The sequence below is a fragment of the Flavobacterium fluviatile genome (assembly GCF_010645065.1).
Classification (GTDB): Bacteria; Bacteroidota; Bacteroidia; order Flavobacteriales; family Flavobacteriaceae; genus Flavobacterium; species Flavobacterium fluviatile.
Genome location: NZ_JAADZW010000041.1, coordinates 1 through 13777, shown reverse-complemented (window position 1 = coordinate 13777; position 13777 = coordinate 1). Strand labels below are relative to the sequence as shown.

At 37.7% G+C, this 13777-nt stretch carries 5 protein-coding genes; 4 read left to right on the top strand and 1 reads right to left on the bottom strand.

Going from position 1 to position 13777, the window contains the following annotated elements; translation table 11 throughout:
• Positions 1 to 145: 145 nt before the first annotated feature.
• Entirely contained in the window at positions 146 to 607 is a 462-nt protein-coding gene (locus tag GXM17_RS20685; RefSeq protein ID WP_163401421.1) for a regulatory protein RecX, read from the bottom strand.
• Positions 608 to 916: 309 nt separating this feature from the next.
• Between GXM17_RS20685 and GXM17_RS20680 the strand changes: the two genes are divergently transcribed.
• The 4 genes from GXM17_RS20680 to GXM17_RS20665 all read left to right on the top strand — a co-directional run.
• On the top strand, positions 917 to 4471 hold the full coding sequence (locus GXM17_RS20680; RefSeq protein WP_163401420.1) for a glycine-rich domain-containing protein: 3555 nt from the start codon (positions 917 to 919) through the stop codon (positions 4469 to 4471).
• 372 nt (positions 4472 to 4843) lie between these two features.
• Complete coding sequence (locus tag GXM17_RS20675; protein ID WP_163401419.1) at positions 4844 to 5665, top strand: T9SS sorting signal type C domain-containing protein; 822 nt, start codon at positions 4844 to 4846, stop codon at positions 5663 to 5665.
• Positions 5666 to 5955: 290 nt separating this feature from the next.
• Entirely contained in the window at positions 5956 to 10845 is a 4890-nt protein-coding gene (locus tag GXM17_RS20670; RefSeq protein ID WP_163401418.1) for a LamG-like jellyroll fold domain-containing protein, read from the top strand.
• 482 nt (positions 10846 to 11327) lie between these two features.
• On the top strand, positions 11328 to 13777 hold a 2450-nt coding region (locus tag GXM17_RS20665), incomplete at its 3' end, for a glycine-rich domain-containing protein (protein WP_163401417.1).

Genomic DNA, 13777 nt, shown 5'->3' with positions numbered 1-13777 from the left:
AACAGGTTTTACTGGTGAAAGTAGTTCTGGATAATGGCTACCAGACGACCAAAAAAGTTATCTTCAAATAATACAACAAAACAAAATGAAAAATCCGATGACGAAAGTTATCGGATTTTTTTATGGCATTCATTAAACAATTATTTCACTGTAATTGTTCAAGTTCTTTTACTTTATCATAGACTAAATTACTTTCGTAACCTCTCCGAAGGAGATAATCACAAAATTTCTTTCGCTTTTTTACAGGATTTCTTTCGATTAGATTTTCCCAACATTTTTGCGAAAGCTGATTAAATGTTGCTTCGTACTCATCTGGGGATATTTCTTTTAAAGCCAGGTTAATATTGGCTGTAGAAATGTGCCTGATTTTTAATTCATTTACTATTCTGATTTTTCCCCAGTGTTTGATACGGTGTTTTCCACGCGCAAAACTACAGGCAAAGCGCGTTTCGTTCAAAAAATTATCTTCAATGAGTTTGACAATAATCAGGTCTGTTTCGTCCGGAGACATTTTTAAAGAATATAATTTGGTTACGACTTCATCATGACAACGTTCCTGATAGGCACAAAAATGTTCAAGTTTTTGTATTGCATCTTTTATAGTCATAATTACGCTGCTTAAATAAGGATTGAGTTTGTAACAAATGTAAAATTTTAAGAATGGATGACAATTGTGAAATATGTAAAAAAAGAATCAAAAAATTATAGTATTAACATAAAAACATTTTTTATTTTTTTATATTTGAAATACTGTTTTTTAAGCATCTTAATTTCAGTTGTTTAGCATACTAAATATTTTTGAGAAAAAATGTAACTTCAGACAAATCTCAATACTCTGACAGCTTTCTTTTTTCAATACCACTCATAAATACTTCAAAGAATTAATTGATTTTTTTAATCTTTAAACTCTGCTATTATGAGAATAAAATTATCTTTTCTGTTATTTTTTGTTTTTTCTTCTATTTGGGCTCAGCCTCCTCACACCTATACAACGCCCGGCAATGGTACATTTAAAGTCCCAGCTGGTGTTACTTCATTAAATGTTGAATGCTGGGGAGGAGGAGGTGCCGGAGGAGGAACCCAGACACCAGCTCTTATCTCTCTTTTTGGCGGTGGTGGCGGTGGTGGTGGAGCCTATAGCAGATCTGCAACATTTGTAGTTACCCCGGCAACGACATTAAATTATAAGGTAGGTGCGGGTGGAGTTGGCATTAATGGTGCAGACGGACCAAACGGAGAAAACACTAATTTTTCTACGGTAACTGCAAATGGAGGAACCGGTGGTAAAAATGGAAACTCAGCAAATGGTGCCGGTGGGGCAGGAGGGACTTCATCTGGTGTTGGAAGTTTTGCTGGAGGTAACGGATATGCCGGAGGACTTGTAGGGGCAATAGTCCAAGTGTTGTCTTCAGGAGGCGGTGGTGGTAGTGCAGGACCTGGTGCCGGATCTGGAGCTAATGGAAATAATGCTACACCACAACTTTTATATATTGCTGGTGGTGCTGCAGTAACAGGGGGCGGAAAAGGAGGCGACGGAATAACTTTAGCTTTAGCTTCTGGTGGAAACTCCGGCAATGCACCCGGAGGTGGTGGCGCTGGTGCATTAGGCTTAGTAGGAGGTAATTATAAAGGAGGAAATGGAGGAAACGGTCAGATAAAAATTACCTACACATGTCCTACTTACGCGCTTACTTCGCCAACTACCGCAAATGATGTCTGTACCGCAATAGGAACAAGTTCATTAGTAAGATTAACGGGGGGCGCATCTTTGCCTAATGGAGATTATGTGGTAACATACAATCGAAGCAATCCCGCTGCAACCGGTTTAACAGCAACTATGTCGGTTACCGGAGGAACAGGGACAGGCACCTTTACAGCAGTTGGCCTAAGTGCAGCTGGTTCAAGTACAATAACCATAACCAATCTTACTTCAGAATCTTGTACTAACACTATAAATGCAAATAATTCCGTAACAGTAAATGTATATTCTGCAAGTACAGGAGGTACTGTAAGCGGTGGAACTTCTGTTTGTAGCGGTAGTACAAGTGGTTTGCTGACTTTGGCAGGTCATACAGGGTCAGTTGTTAGATGGGAATATGGAGTAGAAGTATTTTCGGTTGTTAGCTGGACGCCAATTCCTAATACGGCAACAACTTATACGTCAGGACCTTTGACAGAAACAACACATTTTAGAGCAATTATAAAAAATGGTGCTTGTAGTGAGACAGCTTCCGTAGCTACAATTGTAACTGTAAATCCTTTACCAGCCATTACAACAACCGGAACACTTGATAATATTTGTTTCGATACAAGTTCACAATTGGCATCACTGCCTTATTCAGCCACAACAAACACACCAGTAAATTATAGTATAGTGTGGGATTCTGCTGCAATTGCGGCTGGATTCACAAATCAGGGAACTACAGCTTTTTCATTTTTATCAGGAGGAGGAAATTTGAATACTATCACCATACCGGCAGGAATACTTCCGAATACATATACAGGTACGATGACCATTCAGAATGCGAATTGTTCTTCAACCCGGGCGATACAGCTTACTATTGTTCCCAGACCTGCTGCACCCATAACAGGAATAATTACACAACCTACCTGTGTAACACCAACCGGAAGTGTCACGTTAAGTGGACTGCCTGTTTCGACTCCGTCAAATGTCGATATAACAATTGTGCAAAACGGATCGTCGTTGGCTAATTTTACTATTGCACCCACAGCAACTCATACTATTTCTGGTTTAAATCCGGGAACATACAATTATACAGTACATTATGCGGGTAGTTGCATTTCGCCAATTTCATTAAATGTAGTAGTGAATAATCTGGTAACCAATACTTATAATGGTAGTTGGTCAAATGGAACGCCGACAATGAATCATAATTTGATTTTTACTTCAAATTATTCTTCAGCAGGAGGAGGACTAGGTAATATTACTGGCTGTTCCTGCATGGTAAATTCCGGTGTTGATGTTGTAATAAATAGTAATGACACATTAATAATACAAAATGCAGTTGTTAATAATGGAGGGACATTAACTTTTGAAAATAATGCCAGTCTGGTGCAGAATAATGCAGCTGCTGTCAATTGGGGTAATATTGTTTATAAAAGAATTACAGCACCAATGAAAAACTTCGACTTTACGTATTGGTCATCACCTGTGGCAGGGCAGACGTTATATAATTTATCACCCAATACGCGTTGGGATAAATATCTCTCTTATACCGGAACAGTTTGGCGTGAAGAGCAATACGGTGCATCAGATATGACACCGGGAATAGGATATATTATCAGGACTCCTTCTGAAGGAACATGGCCTAATGGAGAGCATGTATCTTTTCCTTATTCACAGGAAGTGGAGTTTATCGGAATTCCCAACAACGGAAATATTGCAGGACAGTCAGTCACCGCTGGAAATTATTATTTAATTGGTAATCCGTATCCTTCTGCGATTAGTGCAGACGCTTTTTTGTTTGCAGATTCAAATAATAATGCGATTTTAGACGGGACTATTTATTTCTGGACTCATAATACACCTATACAAATGATGGGTACCAAACCAGCATATACCTCAGATGATTATGCCAGTTATAATGGAGTGGGCGGAACATCAACCTCACGAGCACCTTCTGGAGGAGCTGAACCCGCAGGAACTATAGGGGCAGGACAGTCTTTCTTTGCCTTAGCCAGTGCCAACGGAACCGTTATGTTTAATAATGGTATGAGAATTCAGGGAAACAACAATCAGTTTTTTAAACCGGCAAAACCAAATATATTAGAAAAACATCGGGTATGGCTTAATATGACTAATAAAGACGGTGCTTTTAAACAATTATTAATTGGTTATGTCGAAGGAGCGACCAATGGATATGACAGTGATTATGATGGAATAACTTTCGATGGAAATGCGTACATAGATTTTTACAGTATTGATCAGGGAAGCAATCTTGTCATTCAGGGGCGGGCAGTGCCTTTCGATGATTCTGACATAGTGCCTTTGGGATACCGAAGCAATATTGCTGGTGATTTTACAATAGCAATAGAAAAAAGCGATGGGATACTCAGTAATCACCCTGTTTATTTAGAGGATAAATTAACTCATACGATTACTGACCTAAGTCAAAATGATTATATTTTTAACAGCAGTACAGGTATTTTTAATAATAGATTTATGATAAAATTTACCAATACAACATTAGCTGCTAATCGGACTGAGCACAATAATGATGTTGTGGCCTGGTTTGATAATATGACCTTAAAACTTAATTCTTCGGGAGAAATTATTAATAAGGTTTTTATTCATGATATTTCAGGAAAATTAGTTTATAGTGATTCAGATATTTCATCTTCTGAGGTATCAATAAGTAATCTCAAATTTAAAAATGAGTTGTTATTGATTAAAATTGTTTTAGCAGACAATAATGTTGTAAATAAAAAAATTGTAACTGCGTCAGAATAGTTTATTGCTAAATGGGATGTAAAAATGTTGACGTTTAATCAAAAAACAGGTGTAGATAGCATTTGAAATTTTATATGGGAAAAAAAAACTGACAAAAATTTCTGAAGTGCCCTACATTTCTTTTCGAAATTAGCTTTATAGTCCATTTTGTGTTTGTAAATATAACTTGTATCTGATTGATTTTTAATTGAATATTTTGACTCAGTTTGCCGAATAAATTGGTGATATGTATTTAATCGATTTTTTTTACCCTTTATCGATTTTCAAATAAAAAATCATTATCTTAATAGTGTTCTCTGATAAATACGAAAAAAGAAATTTTTGACCCCTTTTTTTGTTAAAACTGAATTATTCATTTAATATTTAATTGAGATGAAAAGGATTTTTATTACGGTAGGCATATTAGTGAGTATATGCTCGTTTGGACAATCAACTACAAATGCATTTAATGATGCAATCCCGGAAAACAACATTCAATTCTTTGAATCATCAACAACCTCAAAACCCAGTGCGTTAGAAAAACATCGTATTTGGCTCAATATGACAAATACACAAGGAGCTTTTAAGCAGTTATTAGTTGGTTATATTGAGGGAGCTACAAATGGATATGACAGCAAATTTGACGGAATAACTTTGGATAAAAATCCATATATAGATTTTTACAGTATTAATCTGGGGAGCAATCTGGTTATCCAGGGCCGTGCATTACCGTTTAATGAATATGATGCTGTGCCTTTGGGGTATCGTAGTATTATAGAAGGGGAGTTTACCATCTCGATTGACCAAGTGGATGGAATGTTTTCTGATCATCCAGTTTATTTAGAAGATAAAGTAACCAATACAATTAATGATTTAAGAGACAATGGCTATACTTTTACTACTGCAACAGGGGTTTTTAATAATAGATTTGTTTTAAGATATACGAATAAAACGCTGGATACAGATAATTTTGTGGCAACAAATGATGTAGTTTCAATTGGAATTAAAAATCAGATAATTTCAGTGCATTCAACTGTGCAGAATATTGATAAAATCTCTGTGTATAGTATTTCCGGGCAGCAATTATCAAATATAGAGAACATTCGGGATACCTACTCAATAATCCAGGATTTGCCTTCTGCCCAACAGATTTTAGTAGTGAAAGTACTTTTGGAAAATGGAAAATCCATTACTAAAAAAGCATTGTTTCAATAAATTGCAGACTACTTAAAAAAATCCGACAATTTATATTTCTTGGATTTTGTGCGACCTCAATTTTATAAAATAATCCTTATCGAAAACCAATTCAATAGATCATTCGCCATGTCTGTTCTATCTACATTCAATCTTTTGAGTTAATCTTTAATTCATCGAAGTTAAATCTTACTGCTGATTATAAGTACTTTAGGTAATAATTTAATTAATTAAGGCTAAAAATTATAAAAAAAATCGGCGTAAAACATTTATTTATGGAATAGAACTACTTAACCTTAATATAAATTAAAATGAAAAATATATACACAGCTATAGGTCTCTTTTTAATTTTTGCATACTCGTTTGGACAATCGGCAAGTAATTATAATTTTACAGCAATTCAGGGAAATTATATTTCGCTTACAGGGGTTGCCGGAGTAACTGATACTTCAATACCGGCAACTGCAGATGAAGGTATTTCAAATGCTATAACACTACCCTTTACTTTCACATTTGCTGGTACAGCGTACAATTCTATAAGAGTTTCCCCTAATGGATGGATGTATTTAGGTACAGGAACGCCTGCTGAATCGAATACTAATACTCAGGTTAACGCAGAATCAAGAAAACCGATTCTGTTTCCTTTATGGGATAATTTAAAATGCAACGTTGCACCCCGTTATGTAACAACCGGAATTGCCCCCCACAGAAGGTTTAAGGTAGAGTGGATACAGCAAAGCTGGGATAATGGAGTTGCCGGTGATGTAATTTCGTTTCAGGTATGGCTGTTCGAAACTACAAATGTTGTTGAATTTTTGTACAATCAGGGAGCAGTAGCCGCAAATACGGCATCTTCGGGCGGTGCTTCGATAGGTATATATGATGGTTCCAGCAGATATTTGACGTTAAATAATTCAGGCGGAACCCCAATTGCACAATCCGATGTATTTACAACAAACATCAGTACAAAGCCCGCAAACGGTCAAATATATAGGTTTAGTCCTCCCAATTCGGCAGGATTAGAGGCAGACAACTACTGTTTTTCTGCAAGTTCAAGAGCCTATGATAATTTATTGGGTACTACAGATGTACCAGGACTGGCCGCTAGTGCAGATGACGCACTTTCAAGCTCGGTTGCCTTGCCATTTACCTTCAACTTTGCAGGTTCTTTTTATTCGAATATAAGGGTGTCCAGTAATGGTTGGATCACATTTGGTTCGCCAAATCCAAACGCATCTCAAAATTATACCAATAATGTTGCGAATGCAAACATTATAAAACCTGCATTGTTTGCATTGTGGGATGATATTGAACTTACTATAGTTCCAAAGTATGTAGTTTCGGGTACTGCACCTAACAGGATTTTCAAACTTGAATTTTCGAGGCAAAAATGGGATTATGCAGGCCCAAATGATGCGATTTCTTTTCAGATATGGTTATATGAAAAAAGTAATATTATAGAATACATTTATAAACAAGGCTCCGGAGCCTTACGAAACCCATCTGCTACTATAGGGATATATGATGCAAACAGTAATTATCTGCTTCTTAACAATTCCAGTTCAAGTCCGACACCAAGCTCTAGTTCTTTTACATTTACAATTAATACAAAACCAGCCGCAGGACAGGTCTATAGATTTACACCACCCCCATCCATTTCGTATCCCGGAAATGCTTTTATATCAACGGGTACGGTTGCAGTTACACAAACCGGAGCTACCGGTGGCACTTATTCTGCAACTCCCCCCGGTTTATCATTTGTGAGCACAGCAACAGGTGAAGTCAACTTAACAGGAAGTTTAGGAGGGACATATACGATAACTTATAACGTCGCTGGATGTGCCACTGCAACTACAGAAATGACCATTTTTCCTTTGCTGCCACAGCCTGTAGGAACTGTAGGTATCGCTTCATGTGCCAGTGCCAGTGACGGAAGCATAACCATCACGAACATGAATAATAGTGCAAATTTTGTAAAAGCAGATAATGATTATATTGATTTAGGGGCTCAAATGCTTTCTAACCGAAGTGCTTTTACTATCGAGGGATGGATAAAGTTTAATTTAGCCGATATTACCGGAAGAACAAGTTTGTTTGGACAGAATAATGCCATTGAATTTGGTTTTGCCAATTCATCTACAATAGAATTATGGACAAATTCTTCCAGCACAGCTACAGCAACACTGCCGGCTTCTTTAGGAAATGGTCAATGGCATCATATCGCTGCTACAGGTGATGGAACACGAATCAGGATATATATTGATGGCGTTAGTGTAACTGTTACCGGTGGTGTAGTAACGACTTCTAATTACGGCGCTTCTGCCTTTACCACTAAAATTGGCAGTCGTGTATTTAGTGATATAGCAGGGGAATCATTTAGCGGAAATGTATTAAAAGCAGGATTTTACAATACTGCACTTTCTGCATCACGGATCCAGAGTCTTGCATTTGGACCTACAGTTTACTCTGGCTACGAGCAGGGTTTGATCGCCTCATATAACTTTTATGATGGTGGAGGAACTACTTTAACATCTATACCTGCAGGATTTAATGGAACATTTCAGAACTCTCCGGTATGGGTAGATCCTTATACTTATGCATGGCAGAGAGTGGGAAATAATACGGTTATTGCTACTACAAAAGACCTGACAGGACTTACACCTGGAGATTACAGGGTGACAGTGGCATTAACCGGAGTGAGCAGTCCAAACGCTAAAGTTTTTACAGTTGGTTCAGCAGAAAATGTTGTTGCAACAGCCGGAACAGGCGCAAATTGTACCACTACTATTACTGCAAATTGGAATGCAGTAGCAGGGACTACAAATTATATACTTGATGTAGCAACAGATGCTGCATTTACGAATTTTGTTGCCGGTTATAATGGTTTAAATGTTGGCAGCGTAACAACTTATGCTGTCACTAACGTTCCTCCCGGACCTATATATTACAGAGTGCGAAGAAATACCAGCTGTGGGGTAAGTGCAAATTCTAATACTATACAGTATCAAACCTTGCAAGTCAAAACTCCGGTTGCAACGGCTGCCGCAACATTATCGTGTACCAGTTTTACAGCCAACTGGAATGCTGTTGACGGGGCTAATGCCTATTATTTAGACGTATCTGCAAATGCTGGTTTCTCTAGTTTTGTTTCAGGTTATAATGGCTTAAATGTGGGAAACGTAACAAGTGCTGCCGTTACCGGACTAAGTTCTAATACTACCTATTATTACAGGGTGCGATCTGGTAATGCTGCTTGTGGTCAGATGGCTACTTCTTCTAATGTCATTTCAATATTAGTTAGTACAGGTCCGGCAGCTCCTACATTAGGGACGATAACACAGGCAACATGTGCTAATCCAACAGCTAAAGTTGTGTTAAACGGTCTTCCTGCAGGAGAATGGACGTTGCAATTTTCAACAGGACAGACTTTTACAGGAAGCGGTACAAGTGTCACCATATCCGATCTTGCACCGAATAGCACCTTTACTGCTGCCGTTAAGACAGATGCATGTTATTCTCCTAATTCAGCTAATATTGTGCTGAACCCTTTAGTGGTGACAACATCAACATGGAACGGTTCTAATTGGTCAACAACACCCACAATTAACGATAATATTGTTTTTGCAGGCAATTTTAGTTCTACAGGAGATTTGAGCGGTTGTACCTGTACTGTAAACTCCGGAGTTTCCGTTACAGTTAATTCGGGGCATACATTTACTATTACCAATGCAGTTACCACTACCGGGGGTACATTAACCTTTGAAAACAATGCAAGTCTTGTGCAGACGAATGATATTAGTAATACAGGAGATATTATTTATAAAAGAAGATCACAGCCGATGCAAAAGTATGATTTTACGTATTGGTCTTCTCCTATAGCAAATCAGGTACTCAATGTATTATCGCCAAATACAAGGTTTGATAAATATTTATCATATAATTCAACTGTTGATCAATGGCAGGAAGAACTTCCAACAACAGCTATGGTAGCCGGAAAAGGTTATATCATCAGAACCCCAGAAGCAGGAACTTACGGTAATGGAGAAAATGTAGCTTTTCCTTATTCTCAAAACGTTCAGTTTGTCGGAGTTCCTAATAATGGTCCTGTTTATGGAGAAGAGATAACCACAGTTACGGCAACACGTTACTTTTTGTTAGGGAACCCATATTCTTCGGCGCTGGATGCAAATTTATTTTTATCTGCAAATAATCTAACTTTAGAGGGAACCATCTATTTTTGGACTCATAATACACCAATTGGTCTAATTGGGGCTCAATATGCATATACAACAGATGATTATGCTTCTTATAACTCGACTGGCGGGGTAGGAACGTCTGCTGAAAGTGATCCGGGTCATAATGATGATCCTGCATTAGATGCGGGCAAAAAACCAACGGGAAAAATAGCTGCCGGACAATCCTTTTTTGTTGCTTCTAAAGCAGCGGGTTCTATTGCATTTACAAATGCAATGCGCATACCAGGAAATAATAATCAGTTTTTCAGATCTGCAAAATCTTCTGATATTGAAAAGCACCGTCTATGGCTGGAATTACGAAATGACCAGGGAGCTTATAAGCAAACGTTAGTAGGTTACATAGAAGGGGCAACTGATAATTATGATCATCAGTTTGACGGAATAACTTTTGATGGCAATCCTTATGTAGATTTTTATAGTATCAATGAAGACAAAAAGCTTGTAATCCAGGGAAAGGCTTTACCTTTTGAAAATACAGATATGGTTGCTCTGGGATATAAAAGCACAATTGCTGGCAACTTTACGATAGGAATAAATCAGGCAGATGGCATTTTGTCTAATCAGCCGATATATCTTGAAGACAGGTTAACACAGACTGTTCATGATTTAAGCATAGCTGATTATACTTTTACAACGGCAATCGGAACTTTTGATGACCGTTTTATTTTAAAATACAAAAACACCAATTTAGGTTCGGAAGATTTTGAAAATAATAAAAATAATTTAATTATTACGGTTAATAATAAAGTCATTAACATCAATGCTGTGAATGATACTATCGATAAAATCTTTATATATGATATTTCTGGAAAATTGATTTACACCAAAGATAAAATAAATAGTATCCAGTTTTCCAGACATTTAAATGTTGCTGAACAGGTTTTATTAGTAAAAATGATTTTAGGGAATGACCGACAGGAGACACGAAAAATTATATTAAGGTAATTAGTTAGTTTATTTTAGTTAAAAATCCGATAGTAATTATTGCTGTCGGATTTTTTTGATTTAAATGCTCTGTTAGCTGCTAATCAATTAATTTTTAGAATCAATAAATTATTGGATTAAAACATTTTTAAAATAAATCTATAGCATAAGTAAGATTTTAACTTCAAATAAATTTTTTTATTAAAAAACTAAACTTTTTATCGTGTTTTTTTGCCTTTTATCGAATTCTTTATTTTTTGTTAAAAATCCAATTGAGAACTATTATTTTTGTTCCATAATTAAGCCCCAAATTAATTATATCTTTTGATTTTTAAATCTTATATTTTGATTCTCAGAACATCAAATCTGTTAGCGAACAGATTTAGTATAAATTAAGTTTAGGGGCAGCTATTAAAATTGGTTTTTGAAAGTAACAATCAATTAATAAAAATCAATTTTTAATAGAAAATAAGTTTACTTTTTAAATTTAATCCGCCCCAAATATGATTAAAAAACTACTCATTCCTATTCATTTATTTTTTTCGAAACAAAATCAGAATACTCCAAAAGCCATTGCAACGAACTTATTTGGCTATAATGCTAAATGGCTTTGTTTTGCTATGTTTTTGTTTGCCAATTTTTCTTTTGGTCAGTCTCAGACATTTATTTCCTCTGGTACTTTTAATGTTCCTGCTGGCGTTACGAGTGTAACGGTTCAGGCATGGGGAGGTGGTGGTGCCGGCGGTGGTGCCAATAATGCTAATGCAACCAGAAATGGAGGCGGAGGAGGCGGAGGCGCATATACCATAAGAACGGTGTCCGTTACTCCTTTGTCTACTATTGCAGTTACTGTGGGTGCAGGTGGTACAGGAGTAACAGCGTCAGATACTGGAACAAATACAGGAAACGGAGGTGATGGAGGGACTTCAACTTTTGCATCTACAGTTGCCGTTGTTGCTGCTGGTGGAAAAGGGGGAGAGGTTGGTAATTCAACTCATTCAGACAATGGAAATGGTGGGGCCGGTGGTTTAGGAGGAACATTTAATGGAGGAAATGGACAAAATGGATCAAACGCAGGTTCAGGAGGTGGCGGAGGAAGTGCTGGAACAGCAATAAACGGAAATAACGGAACCTTAGCAGGAGCAGCAGCAGTAACCAGCGGAGGTGCGGGCGCAGGAGGTAGAAATAGCAATGGACCAGGAATATCTGCTACTACTCTTGGAGGAGGAGGAGGAGGAGGTCGTATGAATAATAATAGTCCTGATGTAAAGGGAGGAGATGGTTTTAGAGGGCAGGTACTTGTTACTTGGACTCCTTGTTCTACTTTTAGCCTTACAGGTACAAATACTGCCACTGCAGCATGTACATCAACAGGTACATCAACCGTGACTTTAGTTTCGAGTGCCGCCGGATTACCGGTAGGTAGTTATACAGTTACGTATAATACTGATTCTCCTTCGCAAACAGGGTTAACAGCAAGTATGAATGTTACTAATGCCGGAACAGGAAGTTTTACAGCTACAGGATTAACAAATGCAGGGTCAAGAACTATAACAGTTACCAGATTAGCAACAAGTACCTGTTCTTTTTCTATAACATCAAATAATACGGCTAATGTAATAGTAAATCCCCAACCAACAATAGCAAATGCCGGACCCGATCAATCTACGGGGAGTGGTTCTTTTATATTGGCAGCTAATACACCAACCATAGGTACAGGGGTGTGGTCAATTGCTAGCGGTCCAAGTACGTTGTTGAGTCAGTTTAGCAATACTTCAAGTCCAACAGCTACATTTACTCCTGCAGTTGCCGGAACATATGTACTTAATTGGGCGATTAGTAATAGTTGTGGTACTTTTAATGATCAGGTTGTTGTTGCAAATAATTGTGTTACTAACATGATTAGCAATTCTGATTTTAGTGGTGGTGCGACGGGCTGGACATTTGCAACAACATATGGTGATCGTGTTGAAGTAAATCCCGAAAACACATATTTCTCTAATGGAAATTCATCTATAACGGCTGAACTAGATTCTCAGGCATCACTCAGACAAGTTACGACAGTTATTCCTGGGGTTTCTTACACAGTAAGTTTTCGTTATGCAAGAAGATCAAATGCTGCTACTCCTGCAACAACAGGTGTAACAGTTAAAATTACGGGAGGATCTACAGATCTTATATCAACAGGTTTTACAACAACCAGTACAATTTCTCAGATAGGGACTTATACTTTTATACCAACCAGTTCTTCAATAGGACTTGAATTTTATAATACTTTACATGGAGGTATAACATTTGGAACCATCATAGACGATATCGTTTTGATACCAACTTCACAGGTTAATCCGGCTGCAACAACATCACCAAAAGGTGTTTTTAATACTTTAACATCCTGTGCCGGAGTGGCCGTACAACTTGATGTTGAGAACGTTCCTGCTTCAGGTGTTACATATGCATGGACAGGACCAGCAGGAGCAGTATTTTCTTCTACAACCATTAAAAATCCTACAGTAATCTTAACAGGATCGGGTGTTCAGCAAGTATCAGTAACTACGACCACAGCAGCGGGCTGTTCAGGCAGTTCGATAACATATATCAACGTAACTGCGGCTCCAACAATTACAGCACCTGTAGCTAGTTCTGTTTGTAGTGGCAGCACTTATTCAAGCGGCGCTATTAGCTCAACAGGAACTACATTTAGCTGGAGTCGTGGAGGTGTTGCAAATATTAACGGAGGTGCAGCCGGAGCAGGGGGCACAGGTATAGCAAACGCTACAGGATTTACTGAGGTATTGACGAATTCTACTGCCAATCCTATTAATGTTACTTATGTTTTAACGCCAGGCCCCCCATCTTCTGGCTGTTCAGGTACGCCTTATAATTTGGTAGTTACGGTCAATCCTACAGTTGGTATCGCAATTACAGCACCTGTAGCTGGTTCTGTTTGTAGTGG